A 21,845-nucleotide genomic window follows, 5' to 3' on the forward strand; every position below is an offset into this window, starting at 1 on the left:
AGTCGGAAGTACGTCGGGTACGGCGCGGCCGACGGGGCGGCGGGGCGGCGGGGGCGCTCAGGCGGTCTCGAGGGCCTCGAGCCGGCCCTTCACCCGGGCCAGCACCTCCGCGGCGAGCGCCCCGTCGATCACTCGGTGGTCGAAGGCCAGCGAGAGGGTGCACACCGGGGCCACGCGGACGTCGCCGCCGTCGGCCACCGGGGTGTCGGTGATCCGGCCGATGCCGAACCCGAGCGTTCCGGAGATCATCGGGAAGATGGCCCGCACCTGCTCCTGGCCGACGGACGTGACGGAGAACGCGCCCTGCAGCGCCGCCCGGCGGGCCGGGTCGCGCAGCGCCGCCCGGTAGGCGAGCCGGGCCACCGGCAGCGGCAGGCGCTGCATGGTCAGCAGCTGCCGGAACGGGCCGGTGGCGTCCACCGGCGCGTCCTTGTAGGCGGTGATGCGTTCCTGCACCTCGAGGGCCGACAGGCGGGCCGCGTCCGGCACGGTCCCGGAGACCACACAGCGCCGGCCGTCGACCGTCTTGTCGAACAGGACCTTGACGTCGACGGCGTCCGGCACGGCCAGCCGGGGCCGCAGCGCCCCGCCCTGCAGCATCGCCCGGGCCTCCGGGCAGTCGGCGACGACGTGGGCGGCCTCCTTGACCAGCAGGCCGACGTAGGACAGCTTGCCGCCGCTCGCGGTGCGCGCGGCCACCATGCGGGTGGCGTCGACGTCGGCCCACAGATACACGTGGCAGGTCTCGCGGGCGTGGTGCAGGAAGGTGAGGGTGCCGCGCCGGGCCCGCGGGAACGCCTGCACGGTGGCCGCGCTCATGCCGCCACGTCCGCCGCCGCGTCCGCGGCCACCGCGACCAGGTCGCCGAAGGTCACGGCCTGCATGAACCGGTCGTAGTCGAGCGAGGTGCCCAGCCGGCGTTCGAGGTGGACGAGCAGCCGCATCTGGTTGACGGAGTCCCAGCCCTCGGCCTCCTCCAGGCGGGTGCTCCCGGTCAGCTCGCCGGGGTCCAGGTCGAGCAGCTGCCCGAACGCCTCGGCGACCACAGGCTCAGCGGACATGGAAGACTCCTTCGGCTTCGCCGGCGCCGCCCAGGGACGGGGGCAGTTCCGGCAGGTCGGTCAGAAAGTGGCGGTAGAGCGTGGATCCGGACTCCTCGCCGGTCCGGGTGAAGCCCAGGGCCGGGTAGAAGCCGGCGAACGCCGTGTTCTTCGCGGAGGGGGTGAACCGGGCGGTGACGGCGGGCGCCCCGTCCCGGCGGGCGGCGCGCAGCACCAGGCCGACGAGGGCCTCCTCGACCCGGCGGGAGAAGACCCGACAGCTCAGCACGAAGTTCTCGATGCGCCAGGCGCCGTCCTCCTCGGCGGCCAGCGCCAGCGCGGCGATCAGCCCGTTGTCACCGAACCGGTCGGTCAGCCGGGCCCCGAAGAAGGCCCCGCTGCCGTCGGCGAGCCGGCGGACCACCTCCGGCTCGCCGTAGCGGACGCCGGTGAGGTTGAACTGGTTGGTCTTGCCGAAGAGCTGCACGATCCGCGGGGTGTTGAGGGAGCCGGCCGGCTCGACGGTGAGCCGGGACCCCAGAGCCGCGAGATAGCTCTCCAGGTCGGTCGAGGTCTGCGAGAGCCGGGTGCGCTCGGCCCGGGCCCGGTACAGGCCGGTGCGGTCGCGGTCCTCCTCGGTCAGCCGCAGCACGGTGAAGTCGCCGCGGGCCGCGAGGTGCGCGGCGTACTCGGCCGGGTCCCGGGGCAGCTCCACGGTCGCGACGGCGGGCAGCTCCTCGCGCATCAGGCCCCGCTCCACCGGGTTGTCGTCGACGAACACCAGCGCGTCGGCCCCGATGTTGAGGTCGGCGGTCAGCTGCCGCACGGAGTCGGGCTTGGGACCCCAGTGGGCGTGGAAGGCGACGAACGCCTCCGGCCCGAGCACCATGTCCGGATGGGTGGCGACCGCCTCCCGCGCCGTCGCCTCCTCGTTCTTCGAGGCGACCGCGAGCAGCACGCCCTGGCGCATGAAGTCCCGGGCCAGCTCCTGCAGTTCGCGGTGCGCGGAGCCGGGGTAGGCGCCGCCGAGCCGCAGTCCGGCGACCCCGTCGTCGCCCACGACCCCGCCCCACAGCGTGTTGTCCAGGTCCAGCACCAGGCACTTGGCGGCGCGGCCCAGGTCCGCCCGGGCCACCCGGGCCAGCTCCTCGGTGTACGCGGCCAGGTACTCGGGGGAGTACACATGGGCGGCGATGTGCCGCATCCGCCCGCCGCCGAAGACGGACCCGGCGCGCCCGGCGAGCGACTCGTGGGACAGCACCACCGTGGACTCCAGCTCCCCGGCGAGCGCGAGGAGCCCGGCGTTCATCCGGTGCCAGGCGGCCTCCAGCCGGGCCCGGCCCGCGTAGTCCACGAGGCGGTCGCGGCGCAGCGGGCTCAGCGGCACGGTGCTCAGCACGGTGAGCCCGCCGAGCACCTCCCGCCCGGCCCGCACCCACTCGGCGACGACGCCGGGGAACGCGGCGCAGCGCTCCTCGACCTCGGCCAGGTCCAGTGGGTCGGCGACCTCCTCGAAGACGGCCACGTCGTCCAGGAGCAGCGCCACGACGCGGGGTTCGAGGTCCTTCAGCGCCGGGGCGCCGGCGAGGATCTCGAAGCGCCACTGGTTGAAGCCGGCGAGCCGGATCTCGGGCAGCAGCCCCTCGCGGACCATGACGGCGGTCAGCAGCGGCGGCAGCGCGTCCAGCGTCGAGCTGCCGAGCACGGCGACGCGCTGCGCCGCCAGCGCACCGGAGGCGGCCAGTTGTCCGTGCGCCGCCGCGCCGGACAGCAGCGTGCCGGCGCTCTCCAGGCCGAGCGCGTCCGGCACCTGCCGCAGCAGTTCCCGCACGCGCGGTACGGCCGTCTCCAGACCGGAGCGCCTGAGCGCGCGCAGCTCCCGCAGCGGGTCGGTGTCAGGCGACATCGGCGCTCTCCCCGCTCTGGTGGCGCAGCGCCAGGCCGGACACGATCCACTTGGAGGACTCGATGGTGGTCACCAGCACCCGGCCGCCGGCGCCGGTCCCGGCGGCGATCCGCTCGGCCGCGCGGTGCAGCTGGATGAAGGGCAGCGCGTTGCCGTTGTTGCCGGTGTCGGCGACACAGGAGACGGCCTGCTCGGGCGTCACGCCCATGTGCGCGCGGATCTTCTCCGTCATGGCCCCGTTGAGCTGCGGGGGCAGGATGTGCTCCACCTCGCCGACGCGCCACCGGGTGGCCGCCAGCAGCTCCTGAAGGACGGTGCTCGCGAGGGCGGGCACGTGCTCCTCGATGGCCTTGTAGTCCTCGTCGCTCATGGGCTCGCGCACCTCGGTGCCGTCCGGTCCCGGCACCAGGGGCGCGCCGTCGGCGCCGTACCAGCGCACCACCTGGGCGGGCTTGCGGCCCTTGCCGGTGGTGCGCAGGACCATGTGCTCGACGACGAAGCCCGGCCCGTCGTCGTCGGCGTCGACCAGCGCGGCGCCGGCGCCGTCGCCGAAGAGGGCGAAATTGGCCAGTTCGGCGGGGCGGATCGCCTGGATGTCGCGCTCGGCGGGCCAGAGCTTGACGACGGTGTCGGCCCCGATGACCAGCCCCCGGCGCAGCCCGCTCGCGAGCAGGGCGCGGGCGGTGTAGAGGCCGGTGAGGGCGCCGGCGCAGCCGGAGGTGAGCTGGAAGGTCGGGATGTCGTTGACGCCGAGCCGGTCGGCGACGGTGTTGACCGTGGCCGGCATCAGCAGGTCCGGCGAAGCGGTGGTCAGGACGATGAAGTCGAGGGAGGAGGGGTCGGCGCCGGCCGCCGCGAGGGCCCGCTCCCCGGCGAGGGTCGCCAGGTCCCCGGTGTTCTTGGGTGTGCCGTCGGGGGAGGCCGGGTCGCAGAAGTACCGGCTGCGGTTGCCGGTCATCCGCTCCAGCCACTTCTCATGCAGTCCGAAGCGCTCCGCCATGTCCCGGTTGGTCACCGGTGCACCCGGCAGGACTTCGCTGAGGGCGGTGAGTTTCACGACGTCGGATCCCTTGCTCGGAAGCTTTCGGAAGGTGCTGTGCGATCAGGTGATACGACCGTAGAAACCCCTACTTGAGCCGAACTAAGGTGCTATTGGCGCTTTGGTGGGGTCGGGTGGCGGGCGGCCGGGGTGTGCCCCCGGCCGCCGTACGGCCGGGAGTCAGGAGACGGCCAGCGGCTCCTGGCCGGGCACCCGCAGGTCGACGGGGTCGATCGGGTGCGGGGCGTTGATGACCTTGCCGAACACGGCGTACTTCAACGGCAGCCGGTCCATGGTGCGGAACCGGGCGCGGCGCAGCAGGGTGCCCAGCGGGGTGTGCTGCGCGAGCGCCGCCTCCTGCATGCGCTGGAAGCGGGTGACCCGGTTCTTGTGGGTGCGGCGGGTGGCCACGAACTCGCCGAACTCCGCGGCCGGTACGGCCTTCTCGGCGCCGGTGCGGCGCAGGGCGCGGGCGATGACCGGGGCGAGGCACACGGTGTCCTGGATGGCGAGGTTGACGCCCTGGCCCAGGATCGGGGTGCAGGTGTGCGAGGCGTCGCCGATCAGGATCAGCCCGTCGCGGGCCCAGTCGTCCACCTCGGCCGTGAAGATCTCCAGGAAGCTGGTGTCGTCCCAGGAGCGCAGGTGCTCGGCGAGCAGCGGCGCGAGGCGCGGGTCGATGGCCGCGATGCCGTCGCGGAAGGCCTCGAACCCCTCCTTGCGCAGGTCCCCGAGGCCCCGCTTGGGCAGGTTGTGCCCGATCCGCAGGAAGTCGGGGAAGGTCGGCAGGACGACCAGGTGCTTGTCCCGGTCGACCACCAGCTCGGCGGTGGTGCCCCAGTCGGCGGGCCGGGGCAGCTTGAAGGACAGGAAGTCCCGCTCCATGGGCGTGATCCGGGCCTGGATGCCGGCCTCCTTGCGCACCTTGGAGAACCGCCCGTCCGCGCCGACGACCAGCCGGGCGCGGACCGTGATCCGCTCGCCGCCCCGCTTGAGGACGGCGCCGCGCACGACGCCGTCCTCCTCCACCAGGCCGGCGCAGGTGGTGCCGGAGGCGTAGGTGTAGCCCGGCAGCCCGGCGGACTCCTCGTTGAACATGCCGATCAGCGCCGGCTGCGGGATGTCGATGGGCAGCACCCCGATCCCGAACCGGCCATAGTCGACGTGCAGGACCCGGCGGCCCTCCATGCGCATGGAGACCGCCCGCGTCTGAAGGTAGCCGTGCTCCTCCAGGGCGGGGCCGAAGCCCAGGTTGCGCAGGGTCACCACGGACGGTGCGGCGAGGGTCTCCCCGCGGAAGTCCCGGTCGAGTTGCCGCTGCTTCTCCACGACCAGCACCTCGATGCCCCGCCGCGCGAGCAGACAGCCGAGCAGGGCGCCGGCGGGACCTCCTCCCACGATCAGGACATCGGTGCGGCTTGGAATGCTCATGACAGCTCCCCGGGTCGAGAGTGAACACCTGTGCTGAATCAGGGCTTTGAGCTGAGGCTATGCAGGCCCCCTCGTACGGAGCTAAAGCCTCGGCTCAGACGAACAAGGGGACGGGATTGAGCCGTTCGTACGGCGTCGGCTCCGCGAGCCGGCCCAGCGCCACGGGCACGTCGTACAGCCGGCCGGGCGCGAAGCGGGCCCAGAAGTGCCGCATCCCGGGGACGATCACCTTGACCACCGGCAGCTCGATGTCAGGCCGGGTCTGGTCCAGCACCAGCAGCTCCATGCCGCGCTCGCGCACCAGGTCGGTCACGGCGGTCACGTCGTCGCGCAGATCGGCGCGCGGCCGGTACGGCCACGAGGCGGGCGTCCGCGCCGGCACGGTCCCGTCGGGGCGCAGGTAGGCCTGGCGGGCGACGGTCGCGGTGCTCCACCAGTGCAGCGGCTCCGGCGCGTCGATGCCGTACCCGCCGCCGTCCGGACCCGCCGCGCAGACCGCCGGGAGCAGCTGGGCCATCTCGGTGACCGCCCGGCGCACCGCCACCCGCGGATCGAAGTGCGCGCCGAAGCCGAAGATGATGTCCTCGGCGGGCTTGTCGGTGCGCCGGGAGAGCGCGGCCACGACCGGGATCCCGAAGTCGGAGGTGAGGTCCAGGGCCCACACCTCGCGCCCGATCCGCCGGCAGCCCTCGATCAGGCGCTCGGTGCCCGGCTCGGCGAACGCGGTCAGGTCGACGGCGGGCTGCCGGGTGCGGTTGTACCACCACAGGGCCACCGCGTCGCGCTCCACGACCTCCAGGAACCCCTGCACCAGCGCGTCCTCCGGGCTGCTGCCCGCGCCGTTGCCGTTGGAGTCGGCGCGCAGGGCGCCGCCGGCGTCCGCGTGCGGGGCGTAGTACAGCAGCGAGGTCGGCACCAGCCGCGGGCGCTGGTGGGTCAGCGACCAGGTGGGCGTCCACTCGACGACCCGGTTCTCGTCGAAGCGCGGCGGCACATGCGTGAAGGGGCTCCCGGCGGCGTTCCAGCGGTCGCGGTCGCGGAACTGCCGCTCGTGGTAGAGCTGCAGGTCGTTGGGGAGCACCGCGCAGTCGCCGAGCCCGCGGGCGTGGTCGAGGACGACGGGTTCGTCGCCCTGCCGGGTGCCGCTGTAGCGCTCGGCCGCCTCGCACAGGGCGCTGACGCGCGCCTCGGTCTCGGTGGTCCCCTTGCCGCCGCTCAGCGCCCGCAGCCCGGCCCGCAGTCCGGCCAGGGTGTGCGCGGACATGGCGAGGTTGGGCCCGGAGACGAAGCTCTGCACGAAGTCGGGGCTGCGCGGGTCGCGGCGGACCTCCTTGATGATCCCGGTCAGCGGGTCGACCAGATGGCCGTAGCGGTGCAGCATCTGCTGGGGCGTCAGCGCCCGGTGGCTGTTGCTGTCCTGCACGGCCTTGGGCCGCGACCGGGGCACGAACGGGGCGCGCACCCGGGCGGCGGTCAGTCCCGGGTCGCCGCACGCCGGGCACTGCGGGCGCCTGGTCACCGGGTGGCTGTCCACGTGCAGCGCCACCGTGTCGAAGGTGTGCACCGCGTCCTGCCGGGAGTAGCGGACCCCGGCCAGCCACTTGGCGCACTCCAGGACGGCGGTGTGCATCGCCAGCGAGCACCCGGCGGCCAGCGAGGCCTCGGGCCGGGGCAGCGGGCCGTCGATGCCGAGGGCGAGCTGCAGCGGCGACTCGTTGCGGCGGTGGCAGCCGAGCCGGTCGGCCAGGCACGACCAGCACGCACTCTGCGGGCCCGGCCGGAACAGCGGCCCCACCCACGGCATGCAGCCCGACAGCTTGGCCAGCAGCCAGGGCCGGCCCTCCGCCAGCAGGCGGGCGTTGACCTTGCGCAGGGCCGGGTCCAGGTAGTCGTCGACGAGCACCACCAGCAGATCCGCGTCCTGCTCGCCGGTGACCGTGAGCCCCGAGTCCCGGCAGGCGCGCTCCAGGCGTCCCGCGTCCGCGCCCGTGAGGTCCAGGACGGCCACCGACGAGGAGGCGACGCGCCCGGCGGCCCCGTCCCCGTCGAGGCCCGCCAGCTCCCAGTAGGCCTGCGCGGCACGCGCGGCCGGGGACGGCGCCTGCGGGCACCGGCCGGCCGGCGTCCGGCGCAGCAGCCGCGCCTGCTGCAGGACGCGCAGCGACGCGCGCACCTCCTGGGCCGACAGCACCGGGCTCGCCGCCTCGATCAGGGACCGCACGGTCCGGGTGCCGTCCAGCAGCGGCACCAGCACCTCGGCATGGGCCCCGTGCAGTGCGGTCACCCCCGCCTGCGACACCAGATAGGCCGCCTCCCCCGGTACGACGGCCGCCTGCAGATGCAGTTTGAAGCCGAGCAGGTCGTTCTCGTCCTCTCTGCGGTCGAGGCCCGTTCCCCCTGCACTCATGTTCACTCCCCCCTTGGATGAACCGGTGTTCGGACCCGATTTTTTTCTCTCCGGAGGTGGTCATGACAGTGCGGCAGTCATCACCCCTCCGTGAAACTTTCACTTGACACACGGCCGGGGATCCGCTTGACAACCCGGCCCGCGCACCGGAGCGAAACCTTCCGGGCGAACGGCTTGAAGTTCGGATACAGCGGGACGCGAGCGGGTCCCGGAACCATGCGGAGGCGTGCCGCCCACGACGAGCCGAGGAGGACCCATGGTGCGCGCAGGCGCTCTACTCATGCGCAGGGTGTTGCGCTCGACCTACCGGACCCTGGTGGCCTACGGCAGCCTGTGGGTGCCCACCCCGCCGGTCGACGCCGTGACGGGGGATCTGCCGGTGAACCCGGCACCGGAGGGCCACCGGCCGCTCCTGCTGCCGCTGTCACGGCCACTGCCACCGGGCGGCATGCCGCTCGGGCATCCCGAACGCCTCTGCTACGACGTGCCGTTGACCGAGACCGAGCGGGCCCTGGAGCACCAGCTCCGGGATCTCGGCTGAGGGGCGCGGCATGCGCCGTGCGGCCGCCCCGGGGCGGTCAGAACCAGCCCTGGTCGCGGGCGATGCGAATGGCGTCGACGCGGTTGCGGGCGCCGAGCTTGGTGACGATCGTCGTCAGGTAGTTGCGGATCGTGCCCACCGACAGGAAGAGCCGGGAGGCGATCTCCGAGGCCTGCGCGCCCTCCGCGGTCATCCGCAGCACCTCGGCCTCGCGCCGGGTCAGCGGATTGGTCTTGGTCTCCCAGGCCGCGAAGGCCAGTTGACGGTCGATCACCCGTTCGCCGGCCGCGACCCGGCGGATGGCGTCGGCGAGCTTGGTCGGCGGGGCGTCCTTGACGATGAAGCCCGACACATGGGCGTCCAGCGCCCGGCGCAGGTTCCCCGGCCGGCCCAGGCTGGTCAGGATCAGCGTGCGGCAGCGCGGCAGCTTCTGGTGGATCACGTCGGCGGCCGTCAGGCCGTCCATGCCCGGCAGGTCGATGTCGAGCACGGCCACGTCCGGTTGGTGCCTGAGCACCGAGGGCAGGATGTCGTCGCCGTTGTCCACCTCGGCCGCGACTTCGATGTCCTGCTCGAAGGCGAGCAGGGCGACCAGTGCCCCGCGGATCATGTGCATGTCCTCGGCCAGCACGATCTTGATCATTCTTGGCCCCCCGAGCAAGAATTCGCGCCCCCTGCGATCCGGCTGAGATGCCAGTTTACCCCGGCGCGTCGTCCACGACCTGTGAGACACGCCCCTTTCGGGCGTCAAACCCCCCACAAATGAACGGAGTTCAGCATGAATGTCGTAGCAGCGATCGCGTCCGCCCTGGTGATCCTCGAGTTCTCGCTCCAGGCCCTCGGGATGCTCACACACATGGAGGCCCAGCTCGTCCAGTTCGCCGCCGTCACCGGACACCGGCCCGGCAGGTCACTGACGCTGACGCTCGGCGTGCTCGACGTGCTCGGCGTGGCCGGAACGGTCGCCGGATTCTGGGAGCCGGCCTGGGCCGTGCTCGCCGGCGCGTTTTTCACCGTGTTCACCGGCATCATGCTCGGCATTCAGCTCCGCCGCGGAAACCGGGGAATGCTGTTGAACACGGGCATTCTTTTCTTCGTCTCGGCCCTGCTGCTGCTGATTACCCGCGCGGCCGGCTGACCGCGGTGCCGGCGCTCGGGAACCGGACCCCGCGGGGGCCGGACCCGGGCGCCACACCGGTGGGGTCAGGCCGAGCGCGCCGGCACCAGCAGGTCCAGTCCGCCGAACGACGCGGGCACGGGGGAGTCCAGCGACGGGTCGCCGGACAGGATCGCCCGGTGGATGCGCTGCACCCGCGGCGACGGCTCCAGACCCAGGTCCGCGATCAGCACCCCGCGCAGCTGCTGGAACGCCTCCAGCGCCCGCGCGGTGTGGCCCGCGCGGTACAGGGCGACCATCAGCAGGCCGTACAGGTTCTCGTGCATCGGATGGCGCGCCACCAGCGTGAACAGCTCGCTGAGCAGCTCCGCGTGGCGCCCGAGCCGCAGGTCGGCCTCGATGCGCTGCTCCAGCACCGCCATCCGCGACTGCTCCAGCGAGGCGATCTCCAGCTCCAGCACCCGCCCGTGCGGCACGTCCAGCAGCGCCTCGCCGAGCCACAGGTCGAGCGCGTCACCGAGCAGCGCGGCGGCCTCCCGGTCGTCACCCAGCTCGTACGCCGTACGGCCGGAGCGCGCCAGCCGGTGGAAGGCGTGCACGTCGACGGTCTCCGGCGGCACCACCAGCGAGTAGCCGCCGTGCCGGGTCGCCAGCACGTCCTTCGCGGCCCGGCCGGAGCCGTCGCCGAGGGCGCGCCCGATCAGCCGGCGCAGCTGCAGCACATAGGTCTGCAGGGTCGTCTGGGCGCTGCGCGGCGGATGGTCGCCCCACAGCTCCTCCAGCAGGGTCGGCACGGTCACCACCCGGCCGGCGTTCAGCGCCAGCAGGGAGAGCACCTGGCGCGGCTTGGCCGCGCTCGGCACGATGGACCGGTGGTCGTAACGGGCCGTGAGCTGACCCAGGAGCTTGATCTCCATACCCACTCCTCCAAGACGCCAGGGGCCGTGTCGCAGTGATGGCCCGAATACCGCTCGAGTCTGCGGGGAGAGGGGCTCGCGGCCCAGTTATCCCGTCACGAGTGCGCCCGTTAAGAATCCATGCGGAGCACGTGAAGATTTCACTACCCCGACGGGGCCGCGGCGCCGAATCCTGGAGTCTCCGAACGTACCAGCGCCCAGAAGGTGGAGACATGCTTGTCAAGGACTTCTCCGACGCCGTGGTCAGCGACGCCGACGCCGACGCGCACCTGCCGTGGACCGGCTCCCGCGCCCGGACCGACAGCGCCGGCCTCGTCGTCGAGCACCTGGATCACCTCAGCGACACGGGTGTCGCCCTGCTGACGTTCTGCTTCTCGGACACCATCTGAGCGGCCCCACCCCACAGGGCCGATACGCAAGTCCCTCCCCCCACCGACCGCCGGGCGTGCTGTTTCCGACGCCCGGCGGTCCTCGTTCCCCCCGACCCGCAGGAGCCCCCGAATGTGGTCCGCCGGTGAGTTCGACACACCACCCGTGCCCGCCCATCTCTGGTCGCTGCGCGAGGACGTGACGGTCGAGGAGACCGCCTCGGACGAACGGCTCGTGCTGCACAGCCGCTGGGGCCGGACGGTCCTGGAGCGTCCCGATCCCGTGATGCGCGAGGTACTGCACCGGATGACGTACGGGCCGGTGCACCTGGAGAACGCCCTCGGCCCCGGCCGCGGCGCCCTGGCCCGGCTCGCCGCGCTGATCCGGGCCCTCGGCGCCCTGCAGCCGCTGGTCGTACGCTCCCTGGGCCTGGACGGCGGCCAGCCGCTGCTGTCCGCCGTCCCGCTGGCACCGGACGCCCACTTCGCGTTCGTGCCCGTCCCCGGGGACTGCCTGCTGAAGCTGTCCCGGTTCGCCGTGCTGCGCAGCGACGGCCGGGAGTTCGTCATCGAGTCGCCGCTCTCGCTGTACCGCGTGGTGCTGCACCGCGCCGAGGCGCTGCCGCTGATCTCGGCCCTCGCCCAGCCCGCCACTCCCAAGGACGCGGCACGCGCCTCCGGGCACACCCCGGAGGTGGCGGTTCAGGCGCTGTCCTACCTGATGTCGGCCGGCATGGTGGTGCGGTCGGTCGGCGGCGCGGACACCTTCCCCGCCGAGTTCGCCGAGGACCGCGACCCCGCCCTGGCCGGCTGGACGGCGTACGGCCTGATGTTCCACAGCCGCAGCAGGCTCGGCCGGCACGACGACCCGGTCGGCGCGGCCACCACCCCCGACGGCGAACCGCTGTCCGAACCCGCGGTCAAACCCGTCGAACACGCCCCCACCATCGAGCTGTACCGGCCGGACTGGGACGAACTCCTGGCCGCCGACCCTCCGTTGACCGTGGCGATGGAGGCACGCCGCTCCGCCCGCTCCTTCCGCCCGGTCCCGCTGACCGCGCGCCAGCTCGGCGAACTCCTCTACCGCTGCCTGCGCATCCGCGCCCTGACGGCCCCGCCGCCGGACGACCGCGCCGAGGCCGCCTGGGTGCGCACCGACCGCCCCTATCCGAGCGCCGCTGCCGCCCACGAGCTGGAGTTCTACCTCACCGTCACCGCGTGCACCGGCATCCCCAGCGGCGTCTACCGCTACGACCCGCTCGGCCACCGCCTGGAGGTCATCCGCACCGAACCGGCCCGCGAACTGCTGGAGTGCGGCCGGGTGGCGGTGGACGCCGCCGAGCTGCCGCCGCTGCTCATCACCATGACCGCCCGCTTCGGCCGGATACTGGCCGAATACAACGGCCTGGGCTACGCGTTGACGCTCAAGCACGTGGGCGTGGTGATGCAGACGCTGTACCTGGTCAGTACGGCCATGGGGCTGGACGCCTGCGCCATCGCCTCCGGGGACGTCGACGCCGCTGCCCGCGCCTTCGAGCTGGACTGGCGCGTGGAGTCCAGCGTCGGGGAGATGGCCATCGGCCCCGGAACGGACCGTACCGACAGCCGCGCCGACGGCAGTTGGGCAGCGGTGAACGACGCGGACTGGCCCGTCCGCGCCGGTCGTCACGGCCAGTAGTCGGATTGAGCGGTTTTCGCCACCGTCACGGCGAGGTCGGACATACTATCGAGTCGGTCTTGCTGATTGGTCTGATCCTGTGGGGATCCGGCCGCCCCCCTTGACGGAGGCTCGATGCCCAGACTCACGGCACCCCGGATGGCCCGGTTCATCGCACTGGTCGCCTTCTGCGGGTTCCTCGTCGTCGCGGTGCTCAACATCCTGTCGTTGAAGCACGGCGCCGCCGAACTCTGGGCCTCCCTGCCCTGCGTCGCCGCGGCCTTCGCCCTGCATCTGCTGCACCTCGCCCCCGATGCGCACGAACGCCCGGTCGCCTACCGGGCGTTCACCCTCACCGTGCAGGCGGCCGCCACCTACCTCCCGCTGCTCTGGCTCGGCCGGCCCTGGGGCAGCATGACCGCCTTCCTGTCCGGCTCCGTCCTGCTGCTCGTGCCCGGCCTGCCCGGGTGGCTGCTGTTCGGGACGGTCGTCGCCGGCCTGGTCCCGCTGTCCCTGCTCGACGGCGGCGGCGCCCTGGTGACCAGCTACCTCGCCCTGTCCGGCCTGCTGACCGGCCTGATCGTCTACGGCATGAGCCGGCTGTCCTCCTCCGTGGTCCAAGTGCAGATCACCCGGGGCGAGTTGGCGCGGTTGGCGGTGATGCGGGAGCGGTTGCGGGTGGCGCGGGATCTGCATGATCTGCTGGGTTTCAGTCTGTCGGCGATCACGTTGAAGTCGGAGCTGATGTACCGGTTGCTGCCCCGGTCGCCGGAGCGGGCGCGGGTGGAGGTGGCGGAGATGCTGGCGATCTCGCGTCAGGCGCTGGCGGATGTGCGGTTGGTGGCGTCGGGGTTCCGGCAGATGTCGTTGGAGGCGGAGGCCGATTCGGCGCGGTCGGTGCTGGGGGCGGCGGACATCGAGGTGGAGATGGCGGTGTCGGTGGCGGGGTTGCCGGGCCGGTTGGACACGGTTTTGGCGACGGTGCTGCGCGAGGCGGTGACAAATGTGCTGCGGCATTCGCGGGCGCAGTGGTGCCGGGTGGGGGTGAGTGAGGAGCAGGGTGTGGTGTGCCTGGAGGTGGTCAACGACGGGGTGATCGCCGCAGCGGAAGGCCCGCCGGGCGAGGCGGGCGTGCTCAACCGCGGGATGGCAGCCGTTCCCGGGCGTCCGCCGGCGGAGACGGCCGTGGACGAGGACGCCGGGACGGCCGTGCCGGAGCCGCGCAGAGGTGCGGGCGGCAGCGGGCTCGGGAATCTGACCGCGCGCCTGGAGCAGGTCGGGGGAGCGCTGACGGCCGGGCTCGGTGACGACGGACGCTTCCGCCTGCGCGCCGATGTGCCCCTGTCCGACGCCGAGCGGGAGGCCGGCGACACCGTCCGCCCCGCGCGCACCGGCCCCGCCGCCGTACCCGGCCCGGACCTGCCGCCCCACACTCCCGAGCACGCCATCTCCGACGCCTCCGCACCCCGGCTCGCCTGGTCCGTCACCCAGGTCGTGTTCTGCGGCTTTTTGCTGATGACGATGCTCAACGTCCTCGCCTCCGGCGCCAACGCCGCCGCGCTGGGCGCCCTGGCCGTCGTCGTCCTCGCCCTGCAGCTCTTCCACTCCTCCGTCCGCGCCCGCAGCCGGCGCCGTTCGGTCCTCGTCGTCACCCTCGGCGTCCAGGCCCTCCTCACCTATCTCCCGCTGTTCTGGTTCGGCTGGGCCTGGGACGCCGTCGCCGGCTTCCTGGCCGGCTGCCTGCTGCTGCTCGTCGAAGGACGGCTGGGCTGGACGCTGTGCGGTGCGGTCGTGCTCAGCATGGTGCCGCTCACCCGGATGCAGGGCCTCGGTGGCGTCGACAGCGTCTACACCGTGGCGACGACCGTCTTGACCGGCATGGTGGTCTACGGCATGAGCAGGCTGTCCGCCTCCGTCATCGAGGTCCGCTCCTCCCGCGTGGAGTTGGCGCGGTTGGCGGTGATGCGGGAGCGGTTGCGGGTGGCGCGGGATCTGCATGATCTGCTGGGTTTCAGTCTGTCGGCGATCACGTTGAAGTCGGAGCTGATGTACCGGTTGCTGCCCCGGTCGCCGGAGCGGGCGCGGGTGGAGGTGGCGGAGATGCTGGCGATCTCGCGTCAGGCGCTGGCGGATGTGCGGTTGGTGGCGTCGGGGTTCCGGCAGATGTCGTTGGAGGCGGAGGCCGATTCGGCGCGGTCGGTGCTGGGGGCGGCGGACATCGAGGTGGAGATGGCGGTGTCGGTGGCGGGGTTGCCGGGCCGGTTGGACACGGTTTTGGCGACGGTGCTGCGCGAGGCGGTGACCAATGTGCTGCGGCATTCGCGGGCGCAGTGGTGCCGGGTGGGGGTGAGTGAGGAGCAGGGTGTGGTGTGCCTGGAGGTGGTCAACGACGGGGTGATCGCCGTACCGGAACGCCCGCCGGGCGAGGCGGGCGGCAGCGGGCTCGGGAATCTGACCGCGCGTCTGGAGCAGGTCGGGGGAGCGCTGACGGCCGGGCTCGGTGACGACGGACGCTTCCGCCTGCGCGCCGAGGCCCCCGCGGTGCCGCCGGACCGCGAGGACCTCGAACCGGGTGCCGAGGAATGGCTCTACGTGGTCTCCTGAGCCCCCGGCGCGTCGTGCACCATCAGGATCAGGTCCTCCGGATCCTCCGGCGGACCCGCGATCATCCCGTTCTCCGTGAACCCCTCCGAGGTGTACAGCGCCCGGGCCCGCGCGTTGCCGGGCTTGACGTCCAGCCACACCCGCCGGGCCCCGTGCCGCCCGTGCGCCCGCGCCACCGCCGCCCGGAACAGCTGCCGGCCGAGCCCGCGGCCCTGGAAGGCGTCGCCCATCACGATCCGGCGCAGCTCCACCACACCCCGCCCGTCGCGCAGCCCGGCCAGAACGACGAACCCGGCGCTCTCGCCGTCCACCTCGGCCAGCAGATGCTCCTGGTCCGGGTCGGCCAGCGCCCGGCGGTGCCAGGCGAGCCCCTTCACCCCGAGCCAGCCCGCCGCCGAGGGGTGCGACTCGTAGCGGGCCGCCACCTCCAGGTCGGCGGGACCGGTGAGCCGTACGGTCAGCAGCCCCGCCGCGCCGCCCGCGAGGGCCGTGCCGGTCTCAGGCATCGGCCGGCGTCCCGTTCGAGGCCTCGGCCATGGAGATCGCTATCTTCCGCGGCCCGGTGAACGGCTCACGCCCGTGCGCGGCCAGCATGTTGTCCAGCACCAGCAGGTCGCCCCGCTGCCAGTCGAAACGGGTGGACGCCGACCGGTAGGCCGCGCGCAGATGGTCCAGCACGTCCTCCGGGATGCGGCCGCCGTCGCCGTAGTACGTCGTGCTGGGCAGGTCCTCCTCCGCGTACATGTCCAGCAGCCCGTCGCGGTACTCGGCGGGCAGCGTCGTCACGTGGAAGAACGTGGCGTGGTTGAACCACACCTCCTCGCCGGTCACCGGGTGCGTGTGGATCGCCTTGCGCACCGCGCGCGTCCGCAGCCCGTTCTCGCCCACCCACTCCACGTCGATGCCCTGCGAGGCGCAGTACCGCTCCACCTCGGCGCGGTCCTCGGTGTCGTAGAAGTACTGCCAGGTGCCGCCCACCTCCTCGTCACCGAAGTTGCGCACGTACATCCAGCCGCGCCGGCGGAACTCCTCGCGCACCTCCGGGTCGATGGCCCGATACACCTGCCGGACGTCCGCCAGCGGGGTCGCGCCCTGGCTGGTGGGCTCGGCGAGGCAGGTGAAGTACACCAGGTTCGGCCAGCTCAGCTGGTAGGAGCACTCGTTGTGCAGGAAGATCTCCTCGTTCGCCGGGTACTCGGTGGAGGTGTAGACCCGGCCCTTGATGGTGGTGCGCGGCGAGGAACGCTCGGTGTAGTGCAGCGGTTCCCCGGACAGCGCGCGCACCGCGGCGTCCAGGGCCTCCACGCCCCCTTCGCCGATCCCGCGGAAGAGCACCGCCCCGTGCGTGGTGAGCAGCTCCCGGATCTTGGCACGCTCGGCCGTGATCACCTCGTGGACCGGCAGGCCGTCGCCGTCGCCCTCGATGACCACCGGCAGCGTCTGGCCGGGCAGTTCGGATACGAGCATGGTCGTCTGACCCTTTCGACAGTCGTGGGTGTGGTGGGGTGCCGGGCGCCCTCGGCCGCCCGGCCCGGCGGTCAGCGGGCCGGAAGGAAGCCCTCGACGCGGGTGCCCCGGCCCTCGCCGAGCGCCGTGGCGCGCACGAGCTGGGCGACGGCCATGTCGAGGGCGCCGAGCCCGAACGGGGAGAACACGGTCACCTTCTGCGGGTCGGGCGTGAAGTCCACGGCGCCGCGGAGCAGTTGGCCGAGGGAGGCGTCGATGAAGTCCCGGTTGCCGGACAGCTGCTCCGCCAGGTGCAGGGAGGTCCGCTCCCGGCAGACGTGGTCGGCGTCGTCCACGATGTTGTGCTGCTCCAGCACGGCCTCGGCCTGGAGGTCGCGCAGGGAGACGTGCAGCACCACGGCACCGGGGTCCACGTGCCGCAGGTCCATGTGCGGGGTCGCCGCCGTCGTCGCGATCGACACCAGCTCGCGGCCGGCCAGCGCCTCCGGCAGGCTCGCCGCCGCCGTCACCCGCACGCCCGGCGCCACCCGGGCCGCCTGCTCGGCGAAGGCGGCGGCGCGCTCCGCCGACAGGTCGTACACCGTCACCGAGGCCAGAGCCGGCACGGCGACGGCCAGGAAGCGCAGCACCTCCAGGTTGATCGGGCCGCAGCCGACCAGCGCCGCCTCGTCGGTGTCCCGGCCCTGCAACAGCACCGAGGCGGCGAGCGCGGCGCTCGCCCCGGTGCGCGCCGCCGAGACCAGCGACCCCTCCACGAGGGCCTCCGGGCGGCCGGTGCGCAGCGAGTTCAGCACGATGGCCGCGCTGGCCCGGGGCAGCCCCTCCGCGAGGTTCCCGGGGAAGGACGACACCCACTTGAACCCGGCCGCCGCCGCGTCCGGTGACGCCTCGTCACCGTCGCCGTCCAGGAAGGCCGGCAGACCGATGATCCGGTCGCGCGGCTTGTCCGGGAAGCGCAGGAACACCGAGTGCGGTACCGCGCTGCGCCCCTCGTCGTGCAGGACGTACGCCCGGCGTACCGCCTCCAGCACGTCCTTCTCGCGCCCGGCGAGAATGTCGCGCACGTCGTCGTGTCCGATGATCAGCACCGGGCTGCCTCCGTCGTCTCCAGCCGCTTCCACAGGTGGCCGACCTCACCGAAGTGCTGCTCCACCCATGCGTCCGAGTAGATGGTGTCGAGATAGCGGTCCCCGCCGTCCGGGAAGACCAGCACGCAGTGCGAGCCCGCCGGGATCGTGTCGCGGACCTTCTCCAGGGCGGCCACCGCGGCCCCCGAGGAGCCGCCGGCCAGGATCGCCTCGTCCTCCACGAGCCGCCGGCACCCCACCACGCAGTCCAGGTCCGAGACATGGACCACCAGGTCCGCCGCGGTCGGGTCCAGCAGCGGCGGGGTGATCGACGCCCCGTGCCCGGGGATCAGGCGACGGGCGGGAGCGTGCCCGAACAGCACGCTCCCCACCGCGTCCACGGCCACGACCTTGGTCCGCAGGCCGTTCTTGCGGATGTACCGCGCCGCGCCCAGCATCGTGCCGGTGGTGCTGGCCGGGCAGAACAGGTAGTCGACCCGGCCGCGCAGCGCCTGGGACACCTCCCGCATGGTGCCCTCGTGCGCGGCAGGGTTGAGCGGGTTGGCGTACTGGTTGGGGCAGTACGAGTGCGGGATGTCGGCGAGCAGCTCCTTGACCCGGCGGATCCGGGCCGGCAGGTACTCGCCGTCGGCGTCCGGCCGCGCCACCATCTCGATGGTCACGCCGTACGCCCGCAGGATGGCCAGGTTCTGCGTGGTGGTCTTGGCGTCCACCACGCAGACGAAACGCAGACCGAAGTACCGGCAGATCTGGGCGATGCCGATGGCCAGGTTGCCCGAGCTGGACTCCACCACCGTGGACACGCCCGGGATCAGCTCGCCCGCGCGGATCTTGCCGAGCAGCATGCTCAGGGCGGAGCGGTCCTTGATGCTGCCGCCCGGGTTGAACCGCTCCATCTTGGCGAACACCCGGATGCTGGAGCCGCGCATCAGTCCGTCGAGCTCGACCAGCGGGGTGTTGCCGACCGTGCCCAGGATGCCCCGGGACGGCTCCGTCACCATGTCGGCTCCTCGACCGACCGGGTCGCCACCGGCTGCACGGGCGCCTTCCCGGTCGAGGTCTCCCGCTCCGGGGCGAGGTCGGTGCCGGACTTCTCCGACAGGTCCGGCAGCCATGCCAGCCAGCGCGGCAGGTACCAGTTGGCGTTGCCGAGCAGCGCCATCACGGCGGGCAGCAGGATGGCCCGGATGACGGTGGCGTCGATGAGCACCGCGACGGCCAGGCCCACGCCCATCTGCTTGATGGACTGCACCGACAGCGTGGCGAAGATCGCGAAGACGCCCACCATGATGACCGCGGCCGCCGTGATCACCCCGGCCGTGGAGCGCAGACCGTGTGAGATCGCGGACCGGGTGTCCTTCCCGCGGTCGTACGCCTCCCGGATCCGGGAGACCACGAACACGTGGTAGTCCATGCTCAGGCCGAACAGGATCACGAACAGGAACAGCGGCAGCCAGGCCGCGATCGGGCCCTTGGAGTGCGCCCCGGTCAGCGACAGCCCGACACCGTCCTGGAAGACCAGCGTCAGCACGCCGTACGCGGCTGCCACCGACAGCAGGTTGAGCACCATGGCCGTCACCGCGATGGTCAGCGACCGGAACGAGGTGAGCATCAGCACGAACGCCAGGGCCAGCACGAACGCCAGCACCGGGAACACGCTCTTCTTGAGCTGCTCGTTGAAGTCCACCGACTGCGCGGTGACTCCGGTGACGGCGGTCTCGGCGCCCTTCACCTTGCCGAACGTCTGCGGTACGACGGTGTCGCGCAGCTCGTGCAGCGCGGCCACGCTGGCCCGGTCCGAGCCCCGGCCGGCGACCGGCACCTCGATCTCCAGCACCCCCTGCTTGGCGTGGGTGGTGACCTCGATCGGGTCGAACAGCTTGCCGCTGGCCAGCGCCCGCTGCTTGAAGTCGTCGACGGTGCCGCTCAGCGCCGTCACGTCGTTGCTCTTCACCACGACCTTGGCGGTGGTGGCGTTGCCCGGGAAGGCCCGGTCGATGTCGCGGGCCGCCTTCACGAACGGGGTGTCGGGGGAGAGGTCCTGGGTGACGGACGGCATCGCCGTCTTCATGCCCAGCAGCGGCGCCGCGAGGCCCAGCAGGACCGCCGTGGCGAGCAGCGCGGAGGCCACCGGGAAGCGCAGCACCCGGTCGGTCAGCACCCGCCAGAAGCGGCTCTCACCACTGCCCGAGCGGCGCCGCAGCAGCGGGATGCGCCCCTTCTCCACCTTGTCGCCGAGCATCGACAGCAGCGCCGGCAGCACCGTCACGGAGCCCGCCACGGCGACCACCACGGCGGCGATCGAGGCGGCCCCCATGGCCTTGAAGGTCGCGATCCCGGTCAGGAACATGCCCGACATGGCGACCACGACGGTCAGTCCGGACACGACGACGGCGCGGCCCGAGGTGGCCGCCGCGATGCTCAGCGCTTCCTCGTTGGTCCGGCCGGCCGCCCGCTCCTCGCGCTGCCGGCGCAGGTAGAACAGGCTGTAGTCGACGCCGACCGCGAGGCCCACCAGCATCAGCACCACGTTGGCGTTGAGGTCCGAGGGCAGCAGATGGCTGCTGAACGCCAGCAGGCCGTACGCGCCGGCCGTCGCCGTCAGCGCCAGCACCACCGGCAGCACACTGGCCACCAGCGCGCCGAACGCCACCAGCAGGATGCCCAGGGCCAGCGGCACCGCCGCGTACTCGGCGCCCGCCAGGTCCTCGTTGGTGGTGTCGGTGAGCGCCTTCTGCGCGGTCGCCTCGCCGTACGACTCGACCTTCACGCCCCGGTGCCTGGCCGCCGTGGCCGTCACCGCGTCGGCGACGTCGCCGACGGTCTTCGCCGCGTCCTGGCGCGGCTGCTTCATCGAGTAACCGACGAGGACCGCGTGGTGGTCGCGGGAGACGGCACCGGTCGCGTACGGCGAACGCACCGTCGCGACCTCGCCGGAGCCCTTGAGGGCCTTCTCGATGTCGGTGACGGCACTCTTGAACCCGGCGCTGTCGGTGGTCAGGGACGCGCTGGAGACCAGGACGACCTCCTGCGCCGGTGATGTGATCCCGGCGTCGGCCAGGATCCGCGCGGCCCGTCCGGACTCGCCGACGCCGTTGTCGACGTCGTCGGACTGGACCGTCCCCATAGCACTGCCCATCGAGACGAGCACGACGAAGAGCAGCCAACCGATGACGGCTGCCTTTCGATGCCGGGCACTCCAGCCGCCGATTGCGGCGGCAATGCCTTGTTTGGCTGCCACGTGGTCCTCCTGTAGGTCTGTCGCCTCACCTGGCTCCCGACAGCGTGCGCGACGGCCCTGGAGTCCCCCTCGAGCCAGGACATGACGGGCTCCCGTTCACGGGTGTGACGGATTCACACGCGCGCGCCGTCGCCCCAGACCGCGCGTGCGGTCCGTTCGTCGACGGCCGTGCCCACGCGGGTGTCGCCGACCTCGCCGTCGCTGAGGTCCTGCAGCGCGACGGCCGCGCGGTGGTCGCCGTCCGCCGCCAGGCTGTGGAAGCTCCAGGCCGGGTCGTCCACCGGGACGCCGTCGCCCCGGCACAGCACCGCCCGCTCGCCGTCCACCTCGAAGCCGAACTCCGTGAACGGGAAGTGCAGTCCCTGGCCGAGCGCCTTGCTGTACGCCTCCTTGAGGATCCAGCGCTCCAGCACGGCCGCCTCGTAGTCCTCGGCCGGCAGCCCCGTGATGGCGGCCAGCTCGGCGGGGGTGCACACGTGCCGGTCCAGTTCCACCACGCTGGAGGCGCGGGCGACGTTCTCCACGTCGACGCCGATCCGGCCCAGCGAGGTGACGCCGACCAGCAGCAGGTCCTCGGTGTGGCTGAGGCTGATGTCGACCTGGTCGCAGCCGCGCACGAACGGCCGGCCGCTGAGGTGGTAGCCGATCTCGACGTGCTCGGGTGCCGTGCTCACGGCGGCGCCGACCGCGCAGCGCAGCAGGGTGCGTGAAGCAGCGAAACGTTCCCGCACGCCGGTGCTGCCGATGGCGTCGTACCGGTGCAGGTCGCGGCCCAGCATCCGGCGCACCTGGTCCTCGGCCGGCCGGTGCTGCCGCCAGTGACGCAGCGACGCCTGCACCAGCCCCACCCCGTGCACGGCGAGATCCCCGCGCAGCGCCTCCCAGGGGCCGCTCGGCGTCCGCGTCCAGCTGAGCGACGGAAACGTCGTCCGGACGGGCGGCACGGTCATGATGTTCTCCTCTCTCCCCCGGGGCCCGGCGCGATGGCTCATGGGCCGGTCGTGTGGTGCCACGGCCCGTCG

The 21,845-nt window shown here is 72.6% G+C and carries 19 protein-coding genes; 5 read left to right on the forward strand and 14 right to left on the reverse strand.

Annotated features, from left to right (window positions below):
* Positions 1 to 57: 57 nt before the first annotated feature.
* The 6 genes from ACZ404_RS30595 to ACZ404_RS30620 all read right to left on the reverse strand — a co-directional run bounded on the left by ACZ404_RS30595 (position 58) and on the right by ACZ404_RS30620 (position 7,823).
* Positions 58 to 819, reverse strand: a complete 762-nt coding sequence (locus ACZ404_RS30595) for a 2-oxo acid dehydrogenase subunit E2 (protein WP_468445463.1) — start codon at positions 817 to 819, stop codon at positions 58 to 60.
* Positions 816 to 1,061 carry an acyl carrier protein gene (locus ACZ404_RS30600; RefSeq protein ID WP_468445465.1) on the reverse strand — a complete coding sequence of 82 codons (246 nt, stop codon included), beginning with the start codon at positions 1,059 to 1,061 and terminating at the stop codon, positions 816 to 818. The genes ACZ404_RS30595 and ACZ404_RS30600 overlap by 4 nt, the downstream gene beginning before the upstream one ends.
* A complete protein-coding gene (locus ACZ404_RS30605; RefSeq protein WP_468445467.1) occupies positions 1,051 to 2,946 on the reverse strand; it encodes an HAD-IIIC family phosphatase in 1,896 nt (631 codons plus the stop codon). Before ACZ404_RS30605 ends, ACZ404_RS30600 begins: the two co-directional genes overlap by 11 nt.
* A complete protein-coding gene (locus ACZ404_RS30610) occupies positions 2,936 to 4,003 on the reverse strand; it encodes a 3-oxoacyl-ACP synthase III family protein (RefSeq protein WP_468445469.1) in 1,068 nt (355 codons plus the stop codon). Before ACZ404_RS30610 ends, ACZ404_RS30605 begins: the two co-directional genes overlap by 11 nt.
* Positions 4,004 to 4,165: 162 nt before the next feature.
* Positions 4,166 to 5,416: an FAD-dependent monooxygenase gene (locus tag ACZ404_RS30615; protein ID WP_468445471.1), complete on the reverse strand. Its 1,251-nt coding sequence runs from the start codon at positions 5,414 to 5,416 to the stop codon at positions 4,166 to 4,168.
* A gap of 94 nt (positions 5,417 to 5,510) precedes the next feature.
* Positions 5,511 to 7,823 (reverse strand): TOMM precursor leader peptide-binding protein, encoded by a 2,313-nt coding sequence (locus ACZ404_RS30620; protein ID WP_468445473.1) that lies wholly within the window; start codon positions 7,821 to 7,823, stop codon positions 5,511 to 5,513.
* Positions 7,824 to 8,079: 256 nt separating this feature from the next.
* On the opposite strand from ACZ404_RS30620, the gene ACZ404_RS30625 reads away from it, so the two are divergent.
* Positions 8,080 to 8,364, forward strand: coding sequence for a DUF6059 family protein (locus ACZ404_RS30625; protein WP_468445475.1), 285 nt, complete (start codon positions 8,080 to 8,082; stop codon positions 8,362 to 8,364).
* Positions 8,365 to 8,401: 37 nt separating this feature from the next.
* On the opposite strand, the gene ACZ404_RS30630 is transcribed toward ACZ404_RS30625, so the two are convergent.
* Positions 8,402 to 9,007 (reverse strand): response regulator transcription factor, encoded by a 606-nt coding sequence (locus ACZ404_RS30630; RefSeq protein WP_468445477.1) that lies wholly within the window; start codon positions 9,005 to 9,007, stop codon positions 8,402 to 8,404.
* A gap of 135 nt (positions 9,008 to 9,142) precedes the next feature.
* Between ACZ404_RS30630 and ACZ404_RS30635 the strand changes: the two genes are divergently transcribed.
* Positions 9,143 to 9,502: a DoxX family protein gene (locus ACZ404_RS30635; protein WP_468445479.1), complete on the forward strand. Its 360-nt coding sequence runs from the start codon at positions 9,143 to 9,145 to the stop codon at positions 9,500 to 9,502.
* Positions 9,503 to 9,567: 65 nt separating this feature from the next.
* On the opposite strand, the gene ACZ404_RS30640 is transcribed toward ACZ404_RS30635, so the two are convergent.
* Positions 9,568 to 10,398, reverse strand: a complete 831-nt coding sequence (locus tag ACZ404_RS30640) for an AfsR/SARP family transcriptional regulator (RefSeq protein ID WP_468445481.1) — start codon at positions 10,396 to 10,398, stop codon at positions 9,568 to 9,570.
* A 212-nt stretch (positions 10,399 to 10,610) separates the two neighbouring features.
* Here ACZ404_RS30640 and ACZ404_RS30645 point away from each other — a divergent pair, with 212 nt between their 5' ends.
* The 3 genes from ACZ404_RS30645 to ACZ404_RS30655 all read left to right on the forward strand — a co-directional run bounded on the left by ACZ404_RS30645 (position 10,611) and on the right by ACZ404_RS30655 (position 15,027).
* Positions 10,611 to 10,787, forward strand: coding sequence for a hypothetical protein (locus ACZ404_RS30645; RefSeq protein WP_468445483.1), 177 nt, complete (start codon positions 10,611 to 10,613; stop codon positions 10,785 to 10,787).
* A 112-nt stretch (positions 10,788 to 10,899) separates the two neighbouring features.
* Positions 10,900 to 12,444 (forward strand): SagB/ThcOx family dehydrogenase, encoded by a 1,545-nt coding sequence (locus tag ACZ404_RS30650; RefSeq protein WP_468445485.1) that lies wholly within the window; start codon positions 10,900 to 10,902, stop codon positions 12,442 to 12,444.
* 114 nt (positions 12,445 to 12,558) lie between these two features.
* Positions 12,559 to 15,027 carry a sensor histidine kinase gene (locus ACZ404_RS30655; protein ID WP_468445487.1) on the forward strand — a complete coding sequence of 823 codons (2,469 nt, stop codon included), beginning with the start codon at positions 12,559 to 12,561 and terminating at the stop codon, positions 15,025 to 15,027.
* Here the strand turns inward: ACZ404_RS30655 and ACZ404_RS30660 are convergent.
* The 6 genes from ACZ404_RS30660 to ACZ404_RS30685 form a co-directional block, all read right to left on the reverse strand.
* A complete protein-coding gene (locus tag ACZ404_RS30660) occupies positions 15,012 to 15,533 on the reverse strand; it encodes a GNAT family N-acetyltransferase (RefSeq protein WP_468445489.1) in 522 nt (173 codons plus the stop codon). The two genes, ACZ404_RS30655 and ACZ404_RS30660, sit on opposite strands and share 16 nt — an antisense overlap.
* The gene (locus tag ACZ404_RS30665; RefSeq protein WP_468445491.1) at positions 15,526 to 16,494 is read right to left on the reverse strand and encodes a TauD/TfdA family dioxygenase; all 969 of its coding nucleotides are present in this window, start codon (positions 16,492 to 16,494) and stop codon (positions 15,526 to 15,528) included. Before ACZ404_RS30665 ends, ACZ404_RS30660 begins: the two co-directional genes overlap by 8 nt.
* Positions 16,495 to 16,565: 71 nt before the next feature.
* A complete protein-coding gene (sbnB, locus tag ACZ404_RS30670) occupies positions 16,566 to 17,582 on the reverse strand; it encodes a 2,3-diaminopropionate biosynthesis protein SbnB (protein WP_468445493.1) in 1,017 nt (338 codons plus the stop codon).
* Entirely contained in the window at positions 17,576 to 18,583 is a 1,008-nt protein-coding gene (sbnA, locus tag ACZ404_RS30675; protein WP_468445495.1) for a 2,3-diaminopropionate biosynthesis protein SbnA, read from the reverse strand. Before sbnA ends, sbnB begins: the two co-directional genes overlap by 7 nt.
* A complete protein-coding gene (locus tag ACZ404_RS30680) occupies positions 18,577 to 20,823 on the reverse strand; it encodes an MMPL family transporter (RefSeq protein ID WP_468445497.1) in 2,247 nt (748 codons plus the stop codon). The genes sbnA and ACZ404_RS30680 overlap by 7 nt, the downstream gene beginning before the upstream one ends.
* A gap of 113 nt (positions 20,824 to 20,936) precedes the next feature.
* Positions 20,937 to 21,773, reverse strand: coding sequence for a 4'-phosphopantetheinyl transferase family protein (locus ACZ404_RS30685; RefSeq protein ID WP_468445499.1), 837 nt, complete (start codon positions 21,771 to 21,773; stop codon positions 20,937 to 20,939).
* Between the last annotated feature and the right edge of the window lie 72 nt (positions 21,774 to 21,845).

The organism is Streptomyces sp. NPDC030798 (genome assembly GCF_055572275.1).

Bases quoted from the DNA above. Each gene is read 5' to 3' on its own strand.
- ACZ404_RS30650 (WP_468445485.1), top strand. From the start codon at position 10,900: ATGTGGTCCGCCGGTGAGTTCGACACACCACCCGTGCCCGCCCATCTC.
- sbnA (WP_468445495.1), bottom strand. From the start codon at position 18,583: ATGGTGACGGAGCCGTCCCGGGGCATCCTGGGCACGGTCGGCAACACC.
- ACZ404_RS30630 (WP_468445477.1), bottom strand. From the start codon at position 9,007: ATGATCAAGATCGTGCTGGCCGAGGACATGCACATGATCCGCGGGGCA.
- ACZ404_RS30685 (WP_468445499.1), bottom strand. From the start codon at position 21,773: ATGACCGTGCCGCCCGTCCGGACGACGTTTCCGTCGCTCAGCTGGACG.
- ACZ404_RS30620 (WP_468445473.1), bottom strand. From the start codon at position 7,823: ATGAGTGCAGGGGGAACGGGCCTCGACCGCAGAGAGGACGAGAACGAC.
- ACZ404_RS30605 (WP_468445467.1), bottom strand. From the start codon at position 2,946: ATGTCGCCTGACACCGACCCGCTGCGGGAGCTGCGCGCGCTCAGGCGC.
- ACZ404_RS30655 (WP_468445487.1), top strand. From the start codon at position 12,559: ATGCCCAGACTCACGGCACCCCGGATGGCCCGGTTCATCGCACTGGTC.
- ACZ404_RS30595 (WP_468445463.1), bottom strand. From the start codon at position 819: ATGAGCGCGGCCACCGTGCAGGCGTTCCCGCGGGCCCGGCGCGGCACC.
- ACZ404_RS30640 (WP_468445481.1), bottom strand. From the start codon at position 10,398: ATGGAGATCAAGCTCCTGGGTCAGCTCACGGCCCGTTACGACCACCGG.
- ACZ404_RS30600 (WP_468445465.1), bottom strand. From the start codon at position 1,061: ATGTCCGCTGAGCCTGTGGTCGCCGAGGCGTTCGGGCAGCTGCTCGAC.
- ACZ404_RS30645 (WP_468445483.1), top strand. From the start codon at position 10,611: ATGCTTGTCAAGGACTTCTCCGACGCCGTGGTCAGCGACGCCGACGCC.
- ACZ404_RS30615 (WP_468445471.1), bottom strand. From the start codon at position 5,416: ATGAGCATTCCAAGCCGCACCGATGTCCTGATCGTGGGAGGAGGTCCC.
- ACZ404_RS30625 (WP_468445475.1), top strand. From the start codon at position 8,080: ATGGTGCGCGCAGGCGCTCTACTCATGCGCAGGGTGTTGCGCTCGACC.
- ACZ404_RS30635 (WP_468445479.1), top strand. From the start codon at position 9,143: ATGAATGTCGTAGCAGCGATCGCGTCCGCCCTGGTGATCCTCGAGTTC.
- ACZ404_RS30665 (WP_468445491.1), bottom strand. From the start codon at position 16,494: ATGCTCGTATCCGAACTGCCCGGCCAGACGCTGCCGGTGGTCATCGAG.
- ACZ404_RS30660 (WP_468445489.1), bottom strand. From the start codon at position 15,533: ATGCCTGAGACCGGCACGGCCCTCGCGGGCGGCGCGGCGGGGCTGCTG.